Annotated in this window: 25 protein-coding genes; 11 read left to right on the top strand and 14 right to left on the bottom strand. The window is 69.5% G+C overall.

Going from position 1 to position 24,485, the window contains the following annotated elements; translation table 11 throughout:
* Positions 1-8: 8 nt before the first annotated feature.
* Entirely contained in the window at positions 9-902 is an 894-nt protein-coding gene (locus HZ992_RS24865; protein WP_209384512.1) for an aminotransferase class IV, read from the top strand.
* A 40-nt stretch (positions 903-942) separates the two neighbouring features.
* Positions 943-1,467 (top strand): cytochrome P460 family protein, encoded by a 525-nt coding sequence (locus tag HZ992_RS24860; RefSeq protein ID WP_209384511.1) that lies wholly within the window; start codon positions 943-945, stop codon positions 1,465-1,467.
* Between the two features lie 3 nt (positions 1,468-1,470).
* On the opposite strand, the gene HZ992_RS24855 is transcribed toward HZ992_RS24860, so the two are convergent.
* Positions 1,471-2,403: a septal ring lytic transglycosylase RlpA family protein gene (locus tag HZ992_RS24855; protein WP_209384510.1), complete on the bottom strand. Its 933-nt coding sequence runs from the start codon at positions 2,401-2,403 to the stop codon at positions 1,471-1,473.
* 199 nt (positions 2,404-2,602) lie between these two features.
* On the opposite strand from HZ992_RS24855, the gene HZ992_RS24850 reads away from it, so the two are divergent.
* The 9 genes from HZ992_RS24850 (at position 2,603) to HZ992_RS24810 (ending at position 10,964) form a co-directional block, all read left to right on the top strand.
* Positions 2,603-3,382, top strand: a complete 780-nt coding sequence (locus tag HZ992_RS24850; RefSeq protein ID WP_209384509.1) for a transporter substrate-binding domain-containing protein — start codon at positions 2,603-2,605, stop codon at positions 3,380-3,382.
* A 35-nt stretch (positions 3,383-3,417) separates the two neighbouring features.
* Positions 3,418-4,089 (top strand): amino acid ABC transporter permease, encoded by a 672-nt coding sequence (locus tag HZ992_RS24845; protein ID WP_209384508.1) that lies wholly within the window; start codon positions 3,418-3,420, stop codon positions 4,087-4,089.
* Positions 4,086-4,820 (top strand): amino acid ABC transporter ATP-binding protein, encoded by a 735-nt coding sequence (locus HZ992_RS24840; RefSeq protein ID WP_209384507.1) that lies wholly within the window; start codon positions 4,086-4,088, stop codon positions 4,818-4,820. Before HZ992_RS24845 ends, HZ992_RS24840 begins: the two co-directional genes overlap by 4 nt.
* Before the next feature lie 610 nt (positions 4,821-5,430).
* A complete protein-coding gene (locus tag HZ992_RS24835) occupies positions 5,431-6,660 on the top strand; it encodes a cysteine desulfurase-like protein (RefSeq protein ID WP_209384506.1) in 1,230 nt (409 codons plus the stop codon).
* On the top strand, positions 6,657-8,069 hold the full coding sequence (gene hydA, locus HZ992_RS24830; protein WP_209384505.1) for a dihydropyrimidinase: 1,413 nt from the start codon (positions 6,657-6,659) through the stop codon (positions 8,067-8,069). The genes HZ992_RS24835 and hydA overlap by 4 nt, the downstream gene beginning before the upstream one ends.
* A 31-nt stretch (positions 8,070-8,100) precedes the next feature.
* Positions 8,101-8,964, top strand: a complete 864-nt coding sequence (locus tag HZ992_RS24825; protein WP_209384504.1) for a MurR/RpiR family transcriptional regulator — start codon at positions 8,101-8,103, stop codon at positions 8,962-8,964.
* A 10-nt stretch (positions 8,965-8,974) separates the two neighbouring features.
* Complete coding sequence (locus HZ992_RS24820) at positions 8,975-9,493, top strand: ureidoglycolate lyase (RefSeq protein ID WP_209384503.1); 519 nt, start codon at positions 8,975-8,977, stop codon at positions 9,491-9,493.
* A gap of 98 nt (positions 9,494-9,591) precedes the next feature.
* Positions 9,592-10,059, top strand: a complete 468-nt coding sequence (locus HZ992_RS24815) for a hypothetical protein (RefSeq protein ID WP_209384502.1) — start codon at positions 9,592-9,594, stop codon at positions 10,057-10,059.
* 2 nt (positions 10,060-10,061) lie between these two features.
* Positions 10,062-10,964: a DUF2145 domain-containing protein gene (locus tag HZ992_RS24810; protein ID WP_245213296.1), complete on the top strand. Its 903-nt coding sequence runs from the start codon at positions 10,062-10,064 to the stop codon at positions 10,962-10,964.
* 16 nt (positions 10,965-10,980) lie between these two features.
* On the opposite strand, the gene nifA is transcribed toward HZ992_RS24810, so the two are convergent.
* The 13 genes from nifA to erpA form a co-directional block, all read right to left on the bottom strand.
* Positions 10,981-12,702, bottom strand: coding sequence for a nif-specific transcriptional activator NifA (gene nifA, locus HZ992_RS24805; RefSeq protein WP_209384500.1), 1,722 nt, complete (start codon positions 12,700-12,702; stop codon positions 10,981-10,983).
* Positions 12,703-12,890: 188 nt separating this feature from the next.
* Positions 12,891-13,346 carry a ferritin-like domain-containing protein gene (locus HZ992_RS24800; protein WP_209384499.1) on the bottom strand — a complete coding sequence of 152 codons (456 nt, stop codon included), beginning with the start codon at positions 13,344-13,346 and terminating at the stop codon, positions 12,891-12,893.
* A gap of 9 nt (positions 13,347-13,355) precedes the next feature.
* A complete protein-coding gene (locus tag HZ992_RS24795) occupies positions 13,356-13,649 on the bottom strand; it encodes a ferredoxin family protein (protein ID WP_209384498.1) in 294 nt (97 codons plus the stop codon).
* Positions 13,646-14,950 (bottom strand): FAD-dependent monooxygenase, encoded by a 1,305-nt coding sequence (locus HZ992_RS24790; protein ID WP_209384497.1) that lies wholly within the window; start codon positions 14,948-14,950, stop codon positions 13,646-13,648. The genes HZ992_RS24795 and HZ992_RS24790 overlap by 4 nt, the downstream gene beginning before the upstream one ends.
* A 15-nt stretch (positions 14,951-14,965) precedes the next feature.
* The gene (locus HZ992_RS24785; protein WP_209384496.1) at positions 14,966-16,084 is read right to left on the bottom strand and encodes an electron transfer flavoprotein subunit alpha/FixB family protein; all 1,119 of its coding nucleotides are present in this window, start codon (positions 16,082-16,084) and stop codon (positions 14,966-14,968) included.
* Positions 16,085-16,097: 13 nt separating this feature from the next.
* The gene (locus HZ992_RS24780; protein WP_209384495.1) at positions 16,098-16,946 is read right to left on the bottom strand and encodes an electron transfer flavoprotein subunit beta/FixA family protein; all 849 of its coding nucleotides are present in this window, start codon (positions 16,944-16,946) and stop codon (positions 16,098-16,100) included.
* 21 nt (positions 16,947-16,967) lie between these two features.
* The gene (nifW, locus tag HZ992_RS24775) at positions 16,968-17,315 is read right to left on the bottom strand and encodes a nitrogenase stabilizing/protective protein NifW (RefSeq protein WP_209384494.1); all 348 of its coding nucleotides are present in this window, start codon (positions 17,313-17,315) and stop codon (positions 16,968-16,970) included.
* A complete protein-coding gene (nifV, locus tag HZ992_RS24770) occupies positions 17,303-18,454 on the bottom strand; it encodes a homocitrate synthase (RefSeq protein ID WP_209384493.1) in 1,152 nt (383 codons plus the stop codon). The genes nifW and nifV overlap by 13 nt, the downstream gene beginning before the upstream one ends.
* Positions 18,455-18,597: 143 nt before the next feature.
* Positions 18,598-21,288: a bifunctional acetate--CoA ligase family protein/GNAT family N-acetyltransferase gene (locus HZ992_RS24765; protein WP_209384492.1), complete on the bottom strand. Its 2,691-nt coding sequence runs from the start codon at positions 21,286-21,288 to the stop codon at positions 18,598-18,600.
* A 143-nt stretch (positions 21,289-21,431) separates the two neighbouring features.
* Positions 21,432-21,794: an ISC system 2Fe-2S type ferredoxin gene (gene fdx / locus HZ992_RS24760; RefSeq protein ID WP_209384491.1), complete on the bottom strand. Its 363-nt coding sequence runs from the start codon at positions 21,792-21,794 to the stop codon at positions 21,432-21,434.
* Positions 21,794-23,701 carry a Fe-S protein assembly chaperone HscA gene (gene hscA, locus HZ992_RS24755; protein WP_209384490.1) on the bottom strand — a complete coding sequence of 636 codons (1,908 nt, stop codon included), beginning with the start codon at positions 23,699-23,701 and terminating at the stop codon, positions 21,794-21,796. The genes fdx and hscA overlap by 1 nt, the downstream gene beginning before the upstream one ends.
* A gap of 14 nt (positions 23,702-23,715) precedes the next feature.
* Complete coding sequence (locus tag HZ992_RS24750; RefSeq protein WP_209384489.1) at positions 23,716-24,039, bottom strand: HesB/IscA family protein; 324 nt, start codon at positions 24,037-24,039, stop codon at positions 23,716-23,718.
* A gap of 11 nt (positions 24,040-24,050) precedes the next feature.
* Positions 24,051-24,479, bottom strand: coding sequence for an iron-sulfur cluster insertion protein ErpA (gene erpA / locus HZ992_RS24745; RefSeq protein WP_209384488.1), 429 nt, complete (start codon positions 24,477-24,479; stop codon positions 24,051-24,053).
* Between the last annotated feature and the right edge of the window lie 6 nt (positions 24,480-24,485).

Below are 24,485 nucleotides of genomic sequence, written 5' to 3'. Positions count from 1 at the left end.
CCGCGATCATGCAAGGCTGCGCCTACATCGACGACCGCTACGTCGCCCCCGAGGACGCGAAGATCTCCATCTTCGACTGGGGCTTCCTGCACAGCGACGCCACCTACGACGTCGCGCACGTGTGGCAAGGGCGCTTCTTCCGCCTGTCCGACCACGTCGACCGCTTCTTCGCCAGCATGGACCGGCTGCGCCTGAACCCCGGCAAGACCCGCGACGAGGTGCGCGCGGTGATGCACGAATGCGTGCGCCGCGCCGGGCTGCGCGACGCCTACGTCGAGGTGCTGTGCACGCGCGGCATGCCGGCCCCGGGCTCGCGCGACCCGCGCAGCTGCACGAACCGCTTCATGGCCTTCGCGATCCCGTTCGTGTGGATCGCCGACCCGGCGAAGCAGGCGCGCGGCATCGACCTGATCGTCAGCGACGTGCAGCGCATCGCCGCGGCCAGCGTCGACCCGCGCATCAAGAACTACCACTGGCTCGACATGGTCACGGCACTGTTCCAGGCCTACGAGCGCGGCGGCGAGACGGTGGTGCTGGTCGACGCCGCTGGCGACATCACCGAAGGGCCGGGCTTCAACGTCTTCGCGCTCGTCGACGGCACGCTGGTCACGCCGGCGGCCGGCGTGCTCGAGGGCATCTCGCGCCGCACGGTGATCGAGCTGGCGCGCGCGCACGGCATCCCGGTGCGCGAAGCCTCGCTGCCGGTGGCCGACCTGAAGCGAGCCGACGAGGTGTTCCTCAGCAGCACCGGCGGGGGCGTGATCGGCATCAGCCGCGTCGACGGCGTGCCGGTGGCCGGCCGCGCCAGCGGGGCTTTCGGCCCGGTGACCCTGCAATTGCAACAGGCCTATTGGGGATTGCACGAGGATCCGCGCTACGTCGAGACTGTCGACTACAGTTGACCGGCGTCAAGATCGACGCCGCCCCGATGGGAGTTCATCGATGTACCGCAACCTCCTTCTCTCGCTCGCCGGCGCCGCGCTCGTGGCTGGGTGCGCCACCGGCCCCAAGGCGCTGAACGACGGCGAACTCGCCGTGCCCGCCGACTACAAGTCGTGGCCCAAGTTCCTCAGCGCCGTCCAGCGCCCCGATGCCAAGCAGGTGCGCGAGATCTACATGAATCCGACCGGCGCCGCCGGCAGCGTCGCGGCGGGCTTCGGCAACGGCACGGTCTTCGTGATGGAGAACTACGCCGCCAAGGCCAATCCCGACGGCTCGCTGGCCACCGGCGCCGACGGCAAGCTCGTCAAGGCCGAGCTGCTGCGCGTGTTCGTGATGGGCAAGAACGCCGGCTGGGGACAGGGCGCCGCCGAGTCGCTGCGCAACGGCAACTGGGTCTACGCGAGCTACCTGGCCAGCGGACAGAAGGGGCCCGAAGACCCGGCGACCTGCCGCGCCTGCCACCTGCCCCTCGCGAGCAAGGACTTCGTGCACCGCTACGACGAACACTTCGCGCAGAAGAAGTAGCCGTCACTTGCGTTCGACGATCACTGGCACGAGCTGCAGCGCCTCGCGCACCCGCTCGGCGCCGGCCCTGGCTTCCTCGCGGCTCGCGTAGGGCCCGGCCTGCAGCCTGAACAGTGGCGTGTCGACGAACACGGCGAGCTGCGGCGACAGCCAGTCGAGCTCGTCGGCGACGCGGCGCTGGAAGCTCTCCGCGCCGTCGCGCTGGCGGAAGGCGCCGAGCTGGATCCAGAAGCCGCGCGGTGCGCTGGCCAGTGGCCGCAAGGGGGTGCCGTCGCCTTCGGACTCCGGCGGCGCCACTGGAGGTGGTGCCACGTCCAGCGGGGCGGCCGGCACCGGCTCTGGCGCCGGTGCACGGGCCACGGCCGTCGGCGCCCCGTCGCGCCGCCATGCACCGCTGCGGATCTCCGCGAAGGTGATGCGCTCCAGCTCCACCGGAGCCACGCCGCGCAACAGGTCGAGCTTGAGCGCCGCGGTGTAGCTCAGGTCGACGATGCGGCCCTTGTGGAAGGGCCCGCGATCGTTGACGCGCACGATCACCTCACGGCCGTTGGCCGGGTTGCGGATGCGCGCGTAGCTCGGCAGCGGCAGCGTCGGGTGCGCCGCCGTCATCGCGTACATGTCGTAGACCTCGCCGCTGGCGGTGCGTCGGCCATGGAACTTCCTGCCGTACCAGGACGCCAGGCCGCGCTCGCTGAAGTTCCGGTCCTGCGTCATCGGCGTGTAGTTCTGGCCCAGCACCTCGTAGGGCTTGTTCGGCCCGCCGTTGCGGATCGGCTCGATCCTCGGCTCGGCGTCGGGCACCTCCGACAGGCGCGAGGGCGGGTTCGCCTCGGGGCCGTCGCGGCCCGGCCGCGTCTTCGGGCCCGAGCCGCAGGCCGACAGCAGCGCCGCGAGCACGGCGAGTCCGGCCAGGCGCATCAGGAAGGGGCGCGACATCACCACGGCGCCGATGCTATGCGATGACAGCCTTCGGCTCGGGATGGTGCGGCGCGTGCACCAGCACGGCCGGCGCCGCACCGCGTTGGTGTAAATGCTTCACTGCGACTTTCTCTTGAACTGTTTGCTCCAATCTCCTAGGATGGCCCTTCGATCGGCACGCTGCGTGCCGCGCCCTCACCCCCCAGGAGTCGCACCTATGAAGTTCCGCAGATTCGCCGCCGTCTTCGCGCTCGCCGCCACCATGGCGGCACCTGCCCTTGCCGCCGAATGGACCGTCGGCGCCAACATCGGCAACGTGCCGTGGGAGTTCCAGGACGCGCAGGGCAAGTTCGTCGGCTTCGAGATCGACCTCGTCAACGAGGTGGCCAAGCGCACCGGCAACACGGTGAAGATCGAGAACATCCCGTTCAACGGCCTGTTCCCGGCGGTGCTGTCGGGCCGCATCCAGATCGCGATCTCGTCGATCACCATCACGCCCAAGCGCCTGGAGACGCTGGCCTTCGCGCAGCCCTACTACGACAGCGACCAGTCGCTGTCGGTGCTCAAGGCCAGCCCAATCAACAAGCTCGAAGACCTCTCGGGCAAGACGGTCGGCGTGGACACCGCCTCGACCGGCGACATCTGGGCCACCGAGAACACCGGCAAGTACAAGATCGCCAAGATCTCGCGCTACGAGGGCCTGGCCCCGGCGATGCTCGACCTGGCCGCCGGCCGCATCGACGGCTACATCAGCGACATCCCGGCCGTCGAGTACTACATCAAGGACAAGCCGCAGTATCGCGTGGCCGGCCGCATTCCGACCGGCGAGCGCTACTCGTTCATGTTCGCGAAGAACTTCGCCGACGCCGCCAAGGTCAACGACGCGCTGACCACGCTGAAGAAGGAAGGCTTCATCGCCAAGACGCACCAGAAGTGGTTCGGCAGCATGCCGCCGGCCGATGGCGCCACGGTGAAGGTGCTGGACATGCCGAAGTAGGGCACTGAGCCCGCGCAGAGCGCCCGCCCCAGCCCGTGGACCTGATCACCACCTTCTTCAACTGGCGCGTGCTGCGCGATGCGCTGCCGCTGCTGTTCGAGGGGCTGGGGGTCACGGTGCTGCTGGGTCTGGTGAGCATCGTCGCGGGCATGGTCAGCGGGCTGCTGATGGCGCTGCTGCGGCTGTACGGCGTGGCACCGCTGCGCGCGGCGGCGCGTGTCTACATTGACGTGTTCCGCTCCATCCCGCTGCTGGTGCTGCTGGTGCTCGTGTACTACGCGCTGCCCTTCGTCGGCGTTCGGCTGTCGTCGTTCGCGGCGGCGGCCACGGCGCTGTCGCTGGTGTCCTGCGCGTACACGGCGGAGATCTTCCGCGCCGGCATCGAGGCGATTCCGAAAGGGCAGTTCGAGGCGGCCGAGGCGATCGGCCTGGGCTTCCTGAACACCATGCGCGACGTGGTGCTGCCGCAGGCGCTGCGCATCGTCACGCCGCCGCTGACGAGCAACTGCATCAACGTGCTGAAGGACACGGCGCTGGCCTCGGTGGTGGCCATGCCCGACCTGCTCAAGCAGGCCACGCAGGCGCAGGCGCTCGCCGCCAACCCGACGCCCTTGATCGGCGCGGCGCTGCTGTATCTCGCGCTGCTGCTGCCGCTGGTGCGGCTGGTCGGCCACTTCGAGGCGCGGCACCGCGAGGCCACGCGATGAGCGCCGTCGTCGAGATCGCCGGGCTGCACAAGCACTACGGCAGCTTCCATGCGCTCAAGGGCGTCGACCTGAGCATCGCGCACGGCGAGGTGGTGGTCGTCGTGGGGCCCTCGGGCTCGGGCAAGTCGACGCTGATCCGCTGCATCAACCTGCTCGAGGACTACCAGCGCGGCGAGGTGCGCGTGGACGGCGAGAAGGTGGTGCGCGGCAAGGCGCTGGTCAAGGTGCGCGCCGAAGTGGGCATGGTGTTCCAGAGCTTCAACCTGTTCCCGCATCTGAGCGCGCTGCACAACGTGGCGCTCGGGCCGCTGCGCGTGCGCGGCATGCCGCGGGCGCAAGCCGACGAACGTGCCCGCGCGTTGCTCGTCAAGGTCGGCCTGGCCGACCACTGCGACAAGCTGCCAGGGCAGCTCTCCGGCGGCCAGCAGCAGCGCGTGGCGATCGCGCGCGCGCTGGCGATGGAGCCCAAGGTGCTGCTGTTCGATGAGCCCACCTCAGCACTCGACCCCGAGATGGTCGGCGAGGTGCTGGCCGTGATGCAGGCGCTGGCGCACACCGGCGTGACGATGGTGATCGTGACGCACGAGATGGGATTCGCGCGGCGCGTGGCCGACCGCGTGGTGTTCATGGAGGCCGGCGTGGTGGTGGAGCAGGCGCCGCCCGAGCAGTTCTTCGGGGCACCGCGAGAGGCGCGGACGCAGGCGTTTCTGCAGGCGATCCTTCAGCACTGAGGATGGGGATGACTTTGCCTTCGTGCGTACCGGTCGTTGGCGAGGTGTGCGGCAAAGGCGCGCCCGGGCAGGCTACGGCGCTTCGCCTCGGCGGTCGGCGCTGCGCACCGACTCCCCTGCGATGCTCGGTCTCGCGGCCCCGTCGCCGAACTCACTTCGCTCCCTGCGGTCGCTGCGTTCGGACAGCGTCGACGAGTCAGAAGACGAAGCGCGCTGCGCGCGCGGCCACGAGCCCTGCGCTTCTCGGCACCTCAGAGGCGCGCCTTCGCCTGCCCGAGCGCGCCTTTGCTGAACCGGTGGTGGCGTGCCGATGGAAGAGAACCAGTGGTGGACTTCGCGGCAGGCGGTGTCCGCGGGGGGCGATTTCTGTGGCGACGAGAAGCACAGCGCCGGGGTCGGCGCGCGTAAGCGCGCTTCGTGAACTGACTTGCCGCGGCTGTCTGAACGCAGCGACCGCAGGTCGCGTAGTGAGTTCTGCGGCACGACCCCGGCGCGAGCATCGCAGTGGAGTCGGCCTGCAAGGCCGACCGCCACAGCATGAGCCCCCTGCGGGCAGCGCCTGCCGCGACGCTCGAACCTCACATCGATCGGCAAGAAGCCAAACCCCAACATGACCGCACTCAACCTAGAGCGCATCCGCGCCGAGTTCCCCGCCCTCGCCAGCGACACCGTCTTCCTCGACAACGCCGGCGGCTCGCAAGTGCTCAAGCGCGTGGCCGACCGCGTGCGCGACTACCTGCTCACCAGCAGCGTGCAGCTCGGTGCCAGCTACGCCGCTTCGCAGCGCGCCGGCGAGAAGGTGCTGGCCGCGCGCCGCGCCGTCGCCGAGCTGATCAACGCGCCGCACGACGACGAGGTGGTGATGGGCGGCGCCACCACGGCGCTGATGTTCATCCTCACGCAGGCGCTGCTGCCCGGCGTGAAACCCGGCGACGAGATCATCGTCACCAACAGCGACCACGAGGCCAACATCGGCGGCTGGATGCGCCTGGCGCAGGCCGGCGCGGTGATCAAGGTGTGGGAGGTCAATCGCGACAGCCTCGCGCTCGAACTCGCCGACCTCGACCGCCTGCTCTCGCCGCGCACCACCTGGCTGGCGATGACGCACGCCTCGAACATCCTCGGCACCGTCAACCCGGTCGAGGAAGTGTCGCGCCGCGTGCATGCCGCCGGCGGGCGCGTCTGCGTCGACGCGGTGGCCTACGCGCCACACCGCCTCGTCGACGTGCAGGCCTGCGGCGCCGACGTGGTGGTGTTCAGCTTCTACAAGGTGTTCGGCCCGCACTACGCGGTGATGTGGGGCAGGCGCGAGCTGCTGCTCTCGCTGCCCAGCCTGAACCACTTCTTCATCGGCCCCGAGGTCATCCCCTACAAGCTGCAGCCGGGCAACGTGAACTACGAGCTCTCGTATGGATGCATCGGCATCCACGAGTACCTGTGCGACACCGGCACCGCGCTGGGAGCCACCGGCACGCCGCGCCAGCGCATGCAGGCCGCCTTCGACGCCTTCGCAGCGCACGAGGACCGCCTCGCCGAGCGGCTGCTCGGCTGGCTGCGCGGGCGCAAGTCGGTGCGCATCATCGGCCGGCCGTCCGCCACCGACGGCCAGCGCGTGCCGACCATCAGCTTCGTCGTCGCGAACACGCCCAGCGAATCCATCGTGCGCCATGTCGACGGCCACGGCATCGGCATCCGCTTCGGCGATTTCTACGCCAGACGCCTCATCGAGTCGCTCGGCCTGCAGGGTCACAGCGGCGTGGTGCGCGTGTCGATGGCGCACTACAACACCGAGGCCGAGATCGACCGGCTGATCCGCGCTTTCGAGGAGGTGATCGCATGAGCTCGACATTGATCCGCAACGGCCGCGTCATCACCGCGAGCGACGACTACGTCGCCGACGTGCTCATGCGCGACGGCGTGGTGCGCGCCATCGGCACGGCGCTGGAGGTCGGCCCGGACGTGAAGGTGGTCGACGCCACCGACCTGTACGTGCTGCCCGGCGGCGTGGACACCCACGTGCACATGGAGAACGTGATCGGCCCGACGATCACCTGCGACACCTTCGCCAGCGGCACCAAGGCGGCAGCCTTCGGCGGTACCACCACGGTGGTCGACTTCGCCCTGCAGACGGCGCAGGACTCGGTGCTCGGCGCCATCGCGCGCGCGCAGCGCAGCGCCGAGCCGCAGGTGAACATCGACTACAGCCTGCACTGCATCGTCACCCGCGTCGACGCGCAGGTGCTGGCCGACACGCGCCATGCGATGCGCCACGAGGGCGTGACCAGCTTCAAGATGTTCATGGCCTACCCCGGCGTGATGATGGCCGACGACGCGGCGATCTTCCAGATGCTGCGCCAGGTGGGCGCCGATGGCGGCATGGTCGCGCTGCACGCCGAGAACGGCACGGTGATCGACCTGCTCATCAAGGAGGCGCTGGAGGCCGGCCACACCTCGCCGCGCTACCACGCGATGACGCGCCCGGCGATCATGGAGGGTGAGGCCACGCACCGCGGCATCCGCCTGGCGGAGCTGGCCAACGCGCCGATCTACTTCGTGCACGTGTCCTCGAACCAGGCGCTCAAGCACATCGTCGCGGCGCGCGACGAGGGCATCCCGGTGTTCGCCGAGACCTGCCCGCACTACCTGCTGTTCGACGACTCGGTGTACTCGAGCGACGACTTCGAGATCGCCAAGTACGTGATGACGCCGCCGCTGCGCACGCCCGACGACCAGAAGCACCTGTGGCGCGCGCTGCGCTACGACGACCTGCAGGTGATCGCCACCGACCACTGCCCCTTCTGCATGAAGGAAGGCCACCTCGGCTACCGGCTGCAGAAGCAGCGCGGCAAGGACGACTTCTCGCTCATCCCCAATGGCGCGCCGGGCATCGAGACGCGGCTGGCCAGCCTGTTCGACATCGGCGTGATGCAGGGCAAGCTGTCGCTGAACCGCTTCGTCGAGCTCACCTCCACCACGCCGGCCAAGCTGTTCGGCCTGTTCCCGAAGAAGGGCACGATCGCGGTGGGCAGCGATGCCGACGTGGTGCTGTTCGACCCCGCCGCCACACAGACCATCCGCGCGAAGGACCTGCACTCCAACTGCGACTACACGCTGCTCGAGGGCCGCACGCTGCGCGGCAAGGTCGAGAAGGTGTTCCTGCGCGGCGAGCTGATCGTCGACGGCCCCGACTGGCACGGCCGCGAGGGCATGGGCCGCTTCGTGCCACGCGGCGAGGTCCGCGCGTTCTGAGCCGGCGCGGCCGTCCCTCTAGCATGGCGTGATGGACAAACCTGCCACGCTCGATCAGCTGCGCGACGCCATCGGCCTGGCCAGCGACAGCCTGACGCCGCGCGCCCGCGCCGCGGCGCAGTACGCGCTGGAGCACCCCAACGACATCGCGCTGCAGCCGGTGGCCGCGGTCGCGCAGGCCTCGGGCATCGCCGCCTCGGCCTTCATCCGCATGGCGCAGTCGCTCGGCTTCTCGGGCTACGGTGAACTGCAGCGCCTGTTCCTCGCGCCGCTGCAGCGCGCCGCGGCGCCGAGCTTTCGCGAGCGCATCCGACATTTCGGCGGCGAGCTGGCCATCGAGGACCCGAGCGACCCGACCGAGGTGCTGCGCGCCTTCAGCCAGGCCAACATGGTGTCGCTGGAGCACCTGCGCGACGATGCCGGCAGCCTCGACCTCGACCGCGCGATCCGCATGATCCGCCGGGCACGCCTGGTGCACGTGCTCGGCCTGCGCCGCTCGTACGCGGTGGCCGCGTACCTGGCCTATGCGCTGAACCGCGTCGGCCGGCCAAGCGTGCAGATCACCGGCCTGGGCGGCGCGATCGCCGAGCAGGCCGGCGCGGTCGGCCCGAGCGACCTGCTGATCGCGATCAGCTTCCCGCCCTACGCGGCCGACACGCTGCAGGTCTGCGAGCAGGTACAACGCGCCGGCGCGAAGCGGCTGGCCATCACCGACGGCGTGCTCAGCCCGGTGGCGCGCGGCGCCGAGCTGGTGCTGGCCGTGAACGATGCCGGGCTGCTCGGCTTCCGCTCTCTGACCTCGGCGATGTGCCTGGCGCAGACGCTGGCCATGGGCCTGGCCTTCCGCGACCGCCGCGGCGGCCAGGCAGGCGCGCTCGACGACATCGACTGCTGAGGCCACCGCCATGACCGACCCCACCCGCCGCGTGCTGCCGATCGAGCCGCTGGAAGCGCATCGCTTCCAGACTTTCGGCGACGTCATCGAGGCCACCGACCGCGCTTCGCCCTACACGATCAACGAGGGCTGGGCACAACGCTTCAACGATCTGGCGCGCATCGACACCGCCCGCGAGGGCGGCCACCCGCTGCTGAGCATCTTCCGCGCGAAGGCCCGGCCGCTGCCGCTGCGCCTGAGCCTGATGGAGCGCCACCCACTGGGCAGCCAGGCCTTCGTGGCGCTGGTGCCGCGCCGTTTTCTCGTCGTCGTCGCACCGCCGGGGCCGCAGCCCTACCCGGCGCTGCTGCGCTGCTTCGTCGCGGCGCCGGGCCAGGGCGTCAACTACGCACCGGGCACCTGGCATCACCCGCTGATCGCCATCGACGCCGACACCGACTTCCTCGTCATCGATCGTGGCGGGCCGGGCGCGGCAGGAGACTGCGACGAGCTGCGCCTGGACTCGACGCCGGTGTGGATCGAGCACTGAGCCGCTGCAGCGGCCGCAGCGAGGCGTCACAAACGGCAACGTGCCGACATCATTCGCGCAGTAGCATTGCCCTGCTTTTCGTCAACGCAGGAGACTTCATGGCCCACCACGCGAACCGCCTTGCTCTCGCAGCGCTCATCACCTGCGGCGTGGCCGCGTCCGCCTGGGCCGACCCGGCCTCGTCCGCCTCGTCGGCTTCGTCCACCGCATCGCAGAGCGTGGGCAGCATCTCGGGCTCGATCCAGCGTTCGAGCAACAGCTCTTCGGGCAACACGGTGGCCGAGGGCGACTACCGCATCATCGAAGTGGCCGACGTGGCCGAGCAGCCCGGCACCATGCGCATGAAGCTGCAGGCCGTGAAGGACATCGGTGCCGACGGCGAGTTCTACCTCTACGTGCCGCACCAGGTGGTCGAGCAGGGCCGCCTCGCGGCGGGCGCCGTGGTCACCGCGCGCAACAAGCCCTACGGCATGGAGTTCGCCCACGCCAAGACGCTCAAGGGCTTCTTCATGGCGCTGAAGGATGACTGGTACCGCGAGCTGCAGACGCGCCCCGTCTCGCTTTGACTTTGAAGCGGCTGCGGGCCGCCGCGTTCGCCCTGGTCGCCGGCCTGGCGGCACTGCCGGCATATGCCGAGGCGCTGCGCTACTGCGATTCGCACGGCGAGATGAGCCACGAGCAGCGCGACCGCCTGTTCCGCTTCGCGGCGCTGGTGCGCGACGAGCTCGAGGGCTCCGGCCAACGGCTGGCGCTCGTATCACGCTCCGGCCTCGACCTCGCCCGCTTCGGCCAGCGTTATTCGCACACCGGCGTGAGCCTGAAGGGCAGCGAGGTCGCGCCCTGGTCGGTGCGCCAGCTCTACTACGCCTGCGAGGAGCGCCAGCCGCGCCTGTTCGACCAGGGCCTCACCGCCTTCCTGCTCGGCCTGAACGACCCGCAAGGCGGGTACATCTCGGTGGTGTTCCTGCCCGAGGCGGCCGCCGCCGCGCTCGAGCCGGCAGCGCTGGACAACCGCCGCGCGCTGCAGCTGCTCGGCGCCACCTACAGCGCCAACGCCTATGCCTACGGCCTGCGCTACCAGAACTGCAACCAGTGGGTGATGGAGATGCTCGCCAGCGCCTGGAGCGATGCGCCGCAGGCCGAGGAGGCGCGTGCGCGCGCCCAGGCCTGGATGCGCGCGCAGGGCTACGCGGGCAGCGAGTTCCGCCTGCCCTTCCCGCCCATGATGTGGCTGAGCGTGGCCGTGCCCTGGCTGCACCACGACGACCATCCGCAGGCTGACCTGGACCAGGCCGTGTTCCGCGTCAGCATGCCGGCCTCGATCGAGGCCTTCGTGCGAGAGCGCGTGCCCGGCGCACGCCGCGTCGAGTTCTGCCACGCCGGCACGCGCGTGGTGGTGCACCGCGGCTGGGAGCCGATCGCCGAGGGTTGCGAACCCGGCGTGCAGGACCGCGTGGTGATGCTCGACTGAGCGATCGTCCGGCACCTCAGAACTTGCGCACCTCGATTCGGTTCTTCTGCAGCGCGTAGCCGAGTTGCCGCGGCGTCACTCGCAGCAGCCGGGCCGCCTTCGCCTGCACCCAGCCGCACTGCTCCATCGCCCAGATCAGCCGTTCGCGTTCGCCTTCGGGTGGCTCGCTGCTCGCGCTCGCCGCCGCGCTGCCGGCGGGCAGGCGCTGCGTCGGGCCGATGCGGGTGACGCTGTCGTCGCCCGGCGCTTCCTCCTCCGCCGGAGCATGGCGGGTGGGCATGGGAAGAGGCACCGAAGGCACCGCGGACGCCGGGGGTGTACCCACCGCCGCCACGGCATCCGCCTTGTCGAGGAAGTGCAGTGTCTGCGTCAGGCAGCGATTGCTCTTGCAGGGGAAAGCGAAGTCGCGGATGGTGTCGCCCTGGATCATGGTGGCGGTGCGCTCGATGCAGTTCTCCAGCTCGCGCACGTTGCCCGGCCAGTAGCAGCTCGTCAGCACCTTCATCGCCTCGGGCGAAACCTTGAGCGCGCGCCGGTTCTCCTTGTTGTAGCGGTCGATGAAGTGCGCCACCAGCGCCGGGATGTCGGCGCGCCGCTCGCGCAGCGGCGGCAGGAAGATCGACACCACGTTGATGCGGTAGTACAGGTCGGCACGGTACTCGCCGCGCTGCACCATCTTCTCCAGGTCGCGGTTGGTGGCGCAGATCAGCCGCACGTCCACCTTCACCGCCTTGCTGCCGCCCACGCGCTCGAACTCGCGCTCCTGCAGCACACGCAGCAGCTTGGCCTGGAAGGCGGGAGACACGTCGCCGATCTCGTCGAGGAACAGCGTGCCGCCGTGCGCCAGCTCGAAGCGGCCCTTGCGCTCGCCGGCGGCGCCGGTGAAGGCGCCCTTCTCGTGGCCGAACAGCTCGCTCTCCAGCAGGCTCTCGGTGAGCGCCGCGCAGTTGACCTTGATGAAGGCGGCGTCCTTGCGCGGGCTGAGGAAGTGGATGGCGCGCGCGATCGCCTCCTTGCCGGTGCCGCTCTCGCCGCGCAGCAGCACCGTGGCCCGCGAGGGCGCGGCCTGGTGCACTTCGACGAACACCTGCTGCATCGGCTTGGATTCGCCGACCACGTTGTCCAGCGCGTAGCGCCCGCGTGGCTCGCGCTTGAGCGCCTTCTGCAGCCGCGTGGTCTCGAGCTGCAGGCGCTGGTGCTCGTCACGCACCGCGTCGTGCAGCTGCGCCGCCTGCGCCAGCAGCGAGGCCACCATGGTCAGGAACCGCTGGTCGTCGGACAGGCGCGCGCCACCGCGCACCTCGCGCTGCGCGGCCAGCGCGCCGACCACCGCCTTGTCGGTCTTCAGCGGCACGACGACGAAGGCCATCATGTGCCCATCCTGCGCGCTGAAGGCGCCGGTGCGATCGATGAATTCGGCGGCCTGGGCCACGTCGGGCACCACCACCGGCATGCCCGAGGCGGCCACGTGGCCGATCACGCCCTCGCCGGGCTGCCACTGGCCGCGTGCCTCCTGCTCGCGCGACAGGCCCACCGAGCTGTGCAGGCGCAGCGCGTTCTCTTCGGTGTCGTTGAGCACGATCATGGCGCGCGGCAGGTCCATCTGCGCGGCCAGCACGTTGAGCGCGGCGCGGAAGGTGCGGTCGATGTCCAGCGACGCGCAAAGGATGCGGCAGATCTCGTAGACGGTGATCAGCTCCACGTGGGAGCGCTGATCGTGACTCGTTCGGCTCAGCATCACGCACCTCCTTGGACAACATCGAAGGACCCGAGCGGTGCAATCGGATGCGCGCCGGTGCGGCGGTGCATCGCAGACGGGCATCGCAGGCCGATGCGCCGCTTCAATGGGTCAGGGGTGCAAGATCCAAGCCGGGATCAGGGTTTCACCCGGGAAAAGGGTGACGAGCGGTTGTCGCTTGATGCAGATCAAGCGACGCAGGCCGCGAGCAGCTTGACCAGCTCGGCGACGTGCTCGGCCTCTTCCTCGGCGAAGGTGGTGGCGATGCCGCGCAGTTCCGCATCGCTGGTGGTGGCAGCGATGGTGGCGTAGTAGGCGTGGCCGCGGCGCTCGCCGTCGAGCGCCAGCTCCAGCGCCTCGCGCGGGCCCATCTGCGCATCGACGCCTTCCCAGCCGGCCGTCTCGGGCGAGGTGCCGTCGGGCCATTCGTATTCATGCAGTTCCAGCGGCGGCAGCTTGCGGAAGCCACCGCGCGCCATCGCATCGGCCAGGTGCAGCCGCGAGTAGTGCGCCATGCGCGTGAAGAAAACGCCCAGCTCGCGGTTGCCCTCGGTGCCCATGGCAGCGGCCAGCTCCTCGTAGCGGCGCGCCGCCTCGCGTTCGAGCTGTACCGCGTGGGCGAGGAATCGTTCGACGTCGTTCATGGGGGCCAATCAACCGAACTTGAACAGGATGCCGTGCCCGCCGCGCGGGTACTCCCACGCCACGTTGGTGTGCTCGGTGCAGATCACCCGGCAGCTGCCGCATTCGAGGCAGCCGTCGGTGATCAGCGTCACCGCGCGGTTGCCCTCGGCCTTGTAGCAGGAGGCCGGGCAGACGTAGGTGCAGGACTGCGCCTCGCAGTCGTTCTTGCAGACGTCCGCATCCTTGATCTGGATGTGCGGCCGGCCATGGTCGACCTTGTAGCGGTTCTGGAAGAGTTTCTCTTCGACATTCACGGCGATCATCGGAAGGCCCTCCAGAGTTTGAACGCGTCACCCACGAGCCCACGCCAGCGGCGCGCCGAGCGGAAGCTGCCGAGGATCTCGCGCTGCTTGGTCTTCTTGTCGACGCCGTCGACGGTGAAGAAGGTCTTGGCCGCGCGGCTGACCAGCGTGGGGTAGGTGGTGAAGAAGTGCGGGCTGTCGTGCAGCACCTGCGGCAGCTCGCGGTACTTGTGCAGGTCCTTCATCACGAAGCTGTCGTCGAGGCTGTCCTTGTAGGCCTTCAACGTCCTGGCCGTCATCGGCTTGCCCGCGGCCTTGGCGGCGATCACCGTCTCGGCGGCCAGCCGCCCGGTGGTCATCGCCAGGTTGCTGCCTTCGCGGTGCGCCGCGTTGACGAAGCCACCGGAGTCGCCCACGATCATCCAGCCCTCGCCGTACACCTTGGGCACGGCGTGGAAGCCGCCCTCGGGGATCAGGTGCGCGCAGTACTCCTTCATCTCGCCGCCCTCGATCAGCGGCGCGATGCTCGGGTGCTTCTTCAGCTTCTCGAGCAGCGCGTAGGGCGTCGTCTTCAGCGGGTTGGCCTTGAAATCGCTGAGCATGCAGCCCACGCCGATGGTCAGCGAATCCTTGTTCGTGTAGAGGAAGCCGGTGCCCACCATGCCCTCGGTGAGCGTGCCCATCATCTCGATGACCACGCCCTCTTCCTCGTTGATGTTGAAGCGCTGCTGGATCACCTCTTCCGGCATGAAGAGGATCTCCTTCACCGCCAGCGCCACGTTGCCGGCCTTGAGCTCGCCGTGGAAGCCGGCCTTGCGCGCCAGCGTGCTGTTCACGCCGTCGGCCAGGATCACCACGTCGGCATGCACCTCGCCGCCCTTGCGGTCGCAGCGCACGCCGATGCAGCGGTCGCCGTCCATCAGCAGCTCTTCCACCGTGGTCTCGCAAATCAGCAGCGCGCCGGCCTCGCGCACCTTGGAGCTGAACCACTTGTCGAACTGCGCGCGGATGATGGTGTAGCGGTTGTAGGGCGGCTTGTTGTAGTCGTCGCTGCGGTAGTGCGTGCCGACGAAGCTGTTGTCGTCGAGCACCCAGATGCGCTGCTCGATGACGTGGCGCTCCAGCGGCGCGTCGTCGCGGAAGTCGGGGATGACCTTCTCCAGCGCGTCGGCGTAGAGGATGGCGCCCTGCACGTTCTTGCTGCCCGGGTACTCGCCGCGCTCGATCTGCAGCACCTTCAGGCCCGCCTTGGCCAGCGTGTACGCGGCGGTGTTGCCCGAGGGGCCCGCACCGACCACGATCGCATCGAACTTCTCTGCCATGTCGTGCTCCTTGGCTCAGGCCACTTTGCGGATGCGCTTGTCCAGGTGCGTGCGGAACGCCTGGGTCAGCACGGGCAGCACCTGCATCGCGTTGCCGACGATGCCGTAGTGCGCGAAATCGAAGATCGGCGCGTTCGGGTCGGTGTTGATCGCCACGATCACGTCCGAGCTCTCCATGCCCACGCGGTGCTGGATGGCGCCGCTGATGCCCGCGGCGATGTACAGCTTGGGCCGCACCGTCTTGCCGGTCTGGCCGACCTGCCGCTCGGCCTCGGCCCAGCCGGCCTGCACCACTGCGCGGGTGGCGCCGACCTCGGCGCCGAGCACGCGCGCCAGGTCCCACACCATCTTGAAGTTGTCGGCGTTCTTCAGGCCCTTGCCGCCGGCGATGATCACATCGGCGTAGGCCAGGTTCACCGTGTTGCGGTTGGCGTCGGGGATGAAGTCGAGCAGCTTGGTAACGATGTCGGTCTCGATCATGCCCAGCGGCATCTCGACGATGTCGCCGGTGCGCGTCTCGTCTCGGCGCGGCAGCTGCATCACGCGCGGCCGCACGGTGGCCATCTGCGGCCGGTAGGCCAGCGTCATGATCGTGCACAGCAGCGAGCCGCCGAAGGTGGGGCGTGTGGCGGCCAGCGCGCGGCCGTCGATGTTCAGCTCGGTGCAGTCAGCGGTCAGGCCGGTGCCCAGCGTGGTCGCCACCGAGCCGGCCAGGTCGCGGCCCATCGCGCTGGCGCCCAGCAGCATGATCTCCGGCTGGTGGGTGTTGACGAGGTCGGTCAGCCCCTTGGTGAAGGGCTCGTTGCGGTAGCCCTTGAGCACCGGGTCGCGCATCACGTAGCAGCGGTCAGCGCCGTAGGCATAGGCCTCTTTCGCGTAGGCGTCCAGCGGCTCGTCGGGGCCGCCGAGGATCACCCCGGCCACCTGCACCTGCAGCTTGTCGGCCAGCTTGCGCGCCTCGCCCATCAGCTCCCAGCTCACCGGGTTGACGTGGCCGCGGTCGTGCTCGACGAACACCCAGACGTGCTTGTAGGACTTCAGGTGCTCGGGCAGCTCGGTGTTTCTCCCGGCGCGGCCGGCGGCCTTCGGCACGGCGGGTGTGGATGGGACGGCAGGCTTGGCGGCTTCGCTCATGGTGCGTTCTCCTTCAGGCCGAGAGGCGCTCCACCAGCTCCGCCTCGATCTGCGGATGCGTGGTGAAGATCTTCTGCAGCAGGTTCAGCGTCACGTCCTGCGGGGTGCTGTCGGCCACCACCTGCATGTCGGCCTTCTCGGTGCGCGGCGTCGGGCCGAACACCTTGCTGACGATGGTGGGCGAGCCCTTCAGGCCGATCTTGGAGACGTCCTCGATGCCGGCGTCGTCCTTGTTCCAGCGGCGCACCGGGAAGCGCCCGGCGCGCAGCATGTCGTCCAGGCTGGCGAAGCGCATCTCGTTGGTGCCTTCGAGCATGGTGATCAGCGAAGGCAGCGTGGTGTCGAGCAGCTGCACGCCGCCCTCGGCGCGACGCTCCACCTTCAGCCGGCGCGCATCGAGGTCGACCTCGACGATCCTGCTCACATAGGTCAGCAGGTTCAGGCCGAGCCGCTTGGCGATGCCGGGGCCGACCTGCGCGGTGTCGCCGTCGATCGTCTGCTTGCCGGTGAAGACCAGGTCCACCGCCTGCTCCTGGCCGATCTTGCGGATCGCCGCGGCCAGCGCGTAGGACGTCGCCAGCGTGTCGGCGCCGGCGAAGGCGCGGTCGGTGACCAGCACCGCGTCGGTGGCGCCGAAGCTGATGCATTTGCGCAGCGAGTCCTCGGCCTGCGGCGGGCCCATGCACAGCATGGTGACGCGGCCGCCGAACCGGTCCTTCAGGCGCAGCGCCTCTTCGAGCGCGAACAGGTCGTAAGGGTTGACGATCGCCGGCACCCCCTGGCGCATGATGGTGTTGGTGACCGGGTGGACGCGGATCTGCGCCGAGTCGGGCACCTGCTTGATGCAGACGACGATGTGCATGGTGGTCTCCGTGGAAGAGGCTCAGGCCGCGCGCTGCACGCGCCGGTCGGCCAGGCTGTCGCGCAGCGAGGCCAGCTGCACGTGCTGCGTGCCGTCGGCGTCCTGGAACACCTTGAAGACCTTCTCGCGCGCCGGCGTGGACTGCACGAAGTCCTGGTAGGCCTGCGCGAGCAGCTCGCGGTAGCGCTTGAACAGCTCCACCTCGCCCAGACCCGACAGGCCGTCCGACTTGTGCAGGTACTGGTAGAAGCGCTTGAGGATGTGCAGGCGATTCACCTGCACGACGCGCTCGTCGAAGGGCACGGCGAAGAAGGCGAAGAAGTCTTCCGCGCTCGACAGCGCCTTGAGTCGATCGGTCAGGCTGTCCATGTCGTCTCCTTGTCGAAGTAGAAGCGGAGCAGTTCCGCGTCGGTGGGGGCCCGCTTGGTGGCGGACACATGCGATCGGATCGCGTCGAGCAGCAGCTGCGCCTGGCCCGCGCTGAGCTGCATGCCCAGCCGGGCGTAGGCGTCGCGTACGCCGTGCGAGCCCGAGTGCTTGCCGAGCACCAGCGAGTGCTCGCGGCCGAGCTCCTCGGGCTGGAAGGCCTCGTAGTTGCCGCGGTCCTTGAGCAGGCCGTCGACGTGGATGCCCGACTCGTGGGTGAACACCGCCGCGCCGACGATGCTCTTGCCCGCGGCCACCGGCCGGCCCGAGGCCTGCGCGACGAGCTGCGAGATGCGCGGCAGCCGCATCGTGTCGATGCCGCAGTCCACGCCGTACAGGTGCCGCGCGGCCATCACCACCTCTTCGAGCGCGGCGTTGCCGGCGCGCTCGCCCAGGCCGTTGACGGTGGTGCTGGCATGCGTGGCGCCGGCCAGCACGGCGGCCAGCGTGTTGGCGGTGGCCAGGCCGAGGTCGTTGTGGGCGTGCATCTCGATGCCGATGTCGATCTCGCGGTGCAGGCGGCCGATGCGGTCGTGCGTGGTGAAGGGCTCGAGCAGGCCCAGCGTGTCGGCGTAGCGCACGCGCACGGCGCCGCGGGCCTGAGCGAGCTGCGCAGCGCGCACGAGGAAGTCGGGGTCGGCGCGCGAGGCATCCTCGAAGCCGACGCTGACGCTGGCGCCGGCATCGGCCGCGCGGTCGACGAAGCGGCGCAGGGTGTCGAGCACCCAGGCGCGGTCGCGGCCGAGCTTGCGCTCGATCTGGATGTCCGACACGCTGATCGAAAGGTGCACGATGTCGGCGTCGCAGCGCAGCGCGGCGGTCAGGTCGGTGTCTGTCATGCGCGCCCAGACCATGGTGCGCGCGTGCTTCACCGAGGCGGCGATCTCGCGGATCAGCTCGACCTCGCGCGCGCCCATCGCCGGAATGCCGATCTCCATCTCCGGCACGCCGGCCGCGTCGAGCGAGCGCGCGATGGCCAGCTTCTCGTCGTCGGTGAAGGCCACGCCCGCGGTCTGCTCACCGTCACGCAGGGTCGTGTCGTTGATGCTCAGTCGGGGTGTCGCATCGCGATCGCTTTGCACGGCAGGCTCCAGGGTTCCTGGCCTGCCTTCCGCAATCGCTGTGCCATGTCGCGCGAAAGCGCTAAGTGCCTGTCACTGAACGACTAACTCGCTTCGGCACAGCCCCGGCGAGGGCTGTCCGCTTTGTCGCATAGCCGACATCGCTACAGCGAGTGGGTGAGGATCCTGAAGTCCGGGTCCTCGTGGAAGGGCTTCTCGCCGAAGCCCAGCGACCTCATCAGCTTGAGCATGGCGGGGTTCTTCGCCAGCACCAGGCCCTCGATCTCGGACAGGCCCTTCTCGCGCGCCACTTCCATGATGCTTTCCATCAGCCGCGAGCCCAGGCCCTTGCCGCTGAAGTCGTCGGCCACCACCAGCGAGAACTCGCAGCTCGTCTGATCGGGGTTGGTGATGTAGCGCGACACGCCGATGATGCGTTCGGTCTCGGTGATCACGCCCTGCGCGTCGGCCTTGCGCTCCTTGTACACCGCCACCAGCGCCATCTCGCGGTCGTAGTCGATCAGCGTGAAGCGCGCCAGCATCGCCGGCGACAACTCCGACAGCGAGGAGATGAAGCGGAAGTAGCGGCTCTCCTGGGAGAGCCCGCGCACCAGCGCCTGCAGCATCTGCGCGTCGTCGGGGTGGATCGGGCGCACCGTGTACTGGCCGCCGCCGCGCATCGGCCAGACGCGCTCGTAGCGCGCCGGGTAGGGCAGGATGGCCAGGTGGTGGTAGCGGCCCGAGCGGTCGCCCGCGTTCGAGACGGCATGCCCGATGACGATGCGTGCATCGACCGCCACGGCGCCGGACTCGTCCACGATGATCGGGTTGATGTCCATCTCGCGCAGCTGCGGCAGCTCGCAGACCATCTCCGAGACGCGCAGCAGCACCTGCTCGAGCGCTTCCATGTCGACGGCGCTGGCGCCGCGCCACTCGGCCAGTGTCTCGGCCACACGCGCGCGCTCGATCAGCCGGCGAGCGAGGAACTGGTTGAGCGGCGGCAGTTCCATCGCGCGGTCGCCGATCAGTTCGATCATGGTGCCGCCGGCGCCGAACATGATCACCGGGCCGAAGGGCTCGTCATTGACCAGGCCGACGCAGACCTCGCGGCCGCGCTGCGCGCCGGCCATCTTCTGCACCGTGACCCCGTTGATGCGCGCCTGCGGCTGCAGCCGCGCCACCCGCTGCACCATGTCGGTGTAGGTGTCGCGCGCACCGGTCGCGTTCATGATGTTCAGCGCCACGCCCTGCACGTCGGACTTGTGGCTGACGTCGGGCGAGTCGATCTTCAGCGCCACCGGGAAGCCTAGCTGCGAGGCAATCATCATCGCCTCGTTGGCATTGCGCGCCAGCACCGTGTTCGTGACCGGGATGTGGAAGCACGACAGCAGCGTCTTCGACTCCATCTCGGTGAGCACGTTGCGGCGCTCGGCGAGCACGCTCTCGATGACCAGCCGCGCGCCCTCGATGTCGGGCTGGGCCAGCGCCGTCAGCGGCGGCGGCGTCTGCTGCAGCAGCAGCTGGTTTTGATAGAAGGACGCGATGTTGCCGAAGGCGCCCACCGCCGCCTCCGGCGTGCGGAAGCTGGGGATGCCGGCTTCGTTGAGCAGCTTGCGCGCCTCGCCCACCGAAGCGTCGCCCATCCAGCAGGCGAGCAGTGGCTTGCCGACCGACTGCTTGATGTCGATGAGCGCCTGCGCCATGCCGGCGGCATCGGCGCCGACCTTGGGCGAGTAGATGGTCAGCACGCCGTCGATCTGCGCGTCGCGCGCGGCGGCCTCGATGGCGGTGCGGTAGTGCTCGGGGCCGGCTTCCTCGGAGAGGTCGATCAGGTCCGACAGCGTGGCCAGATCCGGCAGCTGCGGCTTCAGCGCCGCCTGAGTCTCGGCCGACAGCCGGCCCAGGTGCAGGTGGATCTCGTTGACCCAGTCGGCCGCCAGCACGCCCGGCCCGCCACCGTTGGTGACGATGGCCAGGCGGCGGCCCACCGGCCGGTAGCGCGAGGCCAGGCACTTGGCGGCGGAGAACAACTCGACGAAGGAGCGCACGCGCACCGCGCCGGCACGGCGCAGCGCAGCGTCGAATACCTCGTCGCTGCCGACGATGGTGCCGCTGTGCGTCTGCGCCGCGGCATTGCCGGCCGGCTTGCGGCCGGCCTTGAGCACCACCACCGGCTTGGCGTTGGCCGCCATGCGCAGGGCACTCATGAAGCGGCGTGCGTCGGCGATGCCTTCGAGGTAGACGATGATGCTGTGCGTCTGCGGGTCGTTGGCGAAGAAGTCCAGCACCTGCGCGATGTCCAGCGCGGTGTGCGGCCCGAGCGAGACCACCGACGAGAAGCCGACGGCGTTGTTGCTCGCCCAGTCGAGCATCGAGGTGGTGAGAGCGCCCGACTGCGACACGAGCGCCAGCGAGCCGGCGCGGGCCATCGGGCCGGTGGCGCTGGCGTTGAGCTGAAGCTTCGGGCGCTGCAGGCCGAGGCAGTTGGGACCGAGCAGGAACACGCCTTCGCGGCGCGCGATCTTCTTCAGCTCGGCGGCCTGGTCGGCGTCGATGCCGGCGGAGATGATCAGCGCCGAGCGGCAGGTCATGCGGCCGGCGATCTCGAGCGCGGCGGCCACGTCCTTGGGCGGCAACGCGATGATGGCCAGGTCGGCCCGCGCCTGCGCCAGGTCGGCCAGCGTGCCGGTGTCGTGGATGTCGAGGAATTGCAGGCTGCCGCTGTAGCGCTGCGTGCTCAGGGCCTGCCGCAAGGCCCGCGCCTGCGCGGTCTGGCCGGAGGGATCGTCGGGGGAGCCGCAGAAGACGATGATCGATTCGGGGGCGAAGAGCGGCGTGAGGTAGTGTTTGTCCATGGGATCGGGAGCCAGCAACTGCTGGTGTGTACCGCCAGTGTGTGCCCTCCCCGTGTCGATACCTTGACGCAGGGCAGTGCAGCAGCGTCGGACGTCGACAAGTCGCGCATCGCGCCGACTTTTTCACAGCGGCGTGGCCGCGCTCAGCCTTCGCGGGCGTGGTTGCGCGAGAAGCGGGGCAGCTCGATCACCAATTCGGTGCCTTTGACGCGCACGCAGCACGACAGGCGCGATTGCGCATCGAGGCCCCAGGCGTCGTCAAGCTGGTCTTCCTCTTCCTCGTCGGGCGGCGCGACGAACTCGGCGCCGCTGCGCAGGTGCACATGGCAGGTGGCGCAGGCACAGACCTTCTCGCAGGCGTGTTCGATGGTGATGCCATGGGCGAGCAGTTCGTCGACCAGCTTGCGGCCCTGACGTGCCTCGAAGGTCAGCCCCTGGGGGCACAGCTCGGCATGCGGCAGCACATGCACCTGCGTGGTCGGCCGCGGGGTGACGGATTCCGACATCAGGCGGCCAACTGATCGACCCGCTGACCCGACAAGGCCTGCCGCACCCGCGCATCCATGCGCTTCCCGGCAAACGGCGTCGTCGCACGGTTCAAAGCTTCCGTCGCGTCCCGCAAGGCCACACGCAAACCCTTGTGCTCGTCCAGCGAGGTGCCCTCGCCCTCCGCACATTGCTCCAGCAGATCCGCCACCGCCTGCATCGCGTTCAGGATGTCGAGCTGCTCGCGCGGCTGCAGCAGCTGGTCGCCGTCCTCGTGCAGCGCCGCCTCGGTGGCGTCGAGCAGGCGGCGCGCATCGACCTCGGCCTCGCGCAACATGCGCGCCGCGGCATCGGCCTCGGCACTGCCCATCGCGTCCATCAGCATGCCGGCCACCGCGTCGGGCGCCAGGCCATAGCTCGGCTTGACTTCCACCTGCGCCTGCACGCCGCTGGTCTGCTCGACCGCGCTGACGGACAGAAGCCCGTCGGCATCGATCTGGAAGCTCACGCGGATGCGCGCGGCGCCGGCCACCATGGCCGGGATGCCGCGCAGCGTGAAGCGCGCCAGCGAGCGGCATTCGCTGACCAGCTCGCGCTCGCCCTGCACCACGTGCAGCGCCATCGCCGTCTGGCCGTCCTTGAAGGTGGTGAAGTCCTGCGCCCGCGCGGTCGGGATGCTGCTGTTGCGCGGGATGATCTTCTCGACCAGGCCGCCCATGGTCTCCAGCCCCAGCGACAGCGGGCTCACGTCGAGCAGCAGCAGTTCGTCGCCGCCGGCGCGGTTGCCGGCGAGTTGATCGGCCTGGATGGCCGCGCCCAGCGCCACCGCCTGGTCGGGGTCGATGCCGGTGAAGGGTTCGTGGCCGAACAGGCGCTTGACCGCGGCGCGGACCTGCAGCATGCGCGTCGAGCCACCCACCAGCACCACGCCGTTGACCTCGCCCGGCTTGAGCTTCGCATCGCGCAGCGCCCGCTTGACCGGGCCCATCGTGCGCTCGACCAGGTCGTGCGTGATGTCGTCGAAGAGCACGCGGTCTACCGTCAGCGCCTCCAGCGTGCCGTCGGCACGGCGGCAGCTCATGCGCACCTCGAGGCGGTCGGTCAGCGCCTCCTTGGCGGCGCGCGCCGCGGCATGCAGCGCGCCGATGTCCTGCGCGCCCCAGTCGTCGCCGGTGGCGGCGGCAAACCAGGCGGCCAGGCGGTGGTCGAAGTCGTCGCCGCCGAGCAGCGGGTCGCCGCTGGTGGAGATCACCTCGAACACGCCGCGCATCAGGCGCAGGATCGACACGTCGAAGGTGCCGCCGCCGAGGTCGTAAACGACGTAGATGCCTTCGTCGGCGTGGTCCAGCCCGTAGGCCACGGCCGCGGCGGTGGGTTCGTTGAGCAGGCGCAGCACGGTCAGGCCCGCCTTCGCGGCAGCATCCTTGGTGGCCTGGCGTTGCGCGTCGTCGAAGTAGGCCGGCACGGTGATGACGGCGCCGACCAGCGGCCCGCCCATCGCCGCTTCGGCACGTTCGCGCAAGGCACGCAGCACCTCGGCGCCGATATCCACCGGGCTCTTCAGGCCGTGGCGCGTGCGCACGCCGACGGCGCTGTCGGACAGCGCCTCGACGGCGTACGGAAAGGTGCCGGCCTTCACGTCCGTCAGTGCACGGCCGATCAGCCGCTTGGATGACGCGATGGTGTTGCCCGGGTCTTCGGCCGCGCGCTCGCGCGCCGCGTCGCCGACCAGCACCTGGTCTTCGTCGCCGTAGTGCACCACCGAGGGCAGAAGCATGCGCCCGGCCTCGTCGGCCAGCACCGTGGGCAAGGCGCTGCGCACCGTGGCCACCAGCGAGTTGGTGGTGCCCAGGTCGATGCCCACCGCCAGGCGGTGCTGGTGCGGCGCCGCGGCGCGGCCCGGTTCGGCGATCTGCAGGAGTGCCATCGCCTTCGTCCTGACTAGACCGCGAACGACTCGCCGCAGCCGCAAGTGGCGCTGGCGTTCGGGTTGTTGAACTTGAAGCCTTCGTTCAGGCCCTCGCGTACCCAGTCGAGCTGCGTGCCGTCGATCATCGGCAGGCTCTTCGCGTCGACGAGCAGCTGCACACCTTCGCTCTCGAAGCTCAGGTCTTCGGCGGACGGCGCGTCAGCGAACTCCAGCGCGTAGGCGTAGCCGGAGCAGCCGCTGGTCTTGATGGCCACGCGCAGGCCCACGCCGCCGCCGCGCTTTTGCAGCGCCTTGCGGATCTGGTTCGCCGCCTTGGGCGTCACGGTGACCGACATGGCGTGCTCCCTCAGATGCTGAACGAACTGCCGCAGCCGCAGGTGCTGGAGGCGTTCGGGTTGCGGATGACGAAGCGTGCGCCTTCGAGGTTGTCTTCGTAGTCGATCTCGGCGCCCATCAGGTACTGCAGGCTCATCGCGTCGACCACCACCGTGATCGGGCCGCGCTCGACGCGCACGTCGTCATCCTTCTTCTCGTCGTCGAAGGCGAAGCCGTACTGGAAGCCCGAGCAGCCGCCGCCGGTGACGAAGATGCGCAGCTGCAGTGCCGGGTCGCCCTCTTCGGCGAGCATTTCGGCCACCTTGCCGACCACCGTCTCGCTGATCTTGATCGGCGCCTCGCCCTCGGGCAGCACCGGCGGGATGAAGCTGGCAGCCGCCGCGGGGCCGGAGCTGGCACAGGACGAGGCGGCGTGGCCTTGGGATTGGCAGGCGGACATGGGATT

The organism is Rhizobacter sp. AJA081-3 (genome assembly GCF_017795745.1).
In the GTDB taxonomy this organism is placed as follows: Bacteria; Pseudomonadota; Gammaproteobacteria; order Burkholderiales; family Burkholderiaceae_C; genus Piscinibacter.
Note: the sequence above shows the minus strand (reverse complement) of the source record. Positions and strands in the feature narration are given on the sequence as shown.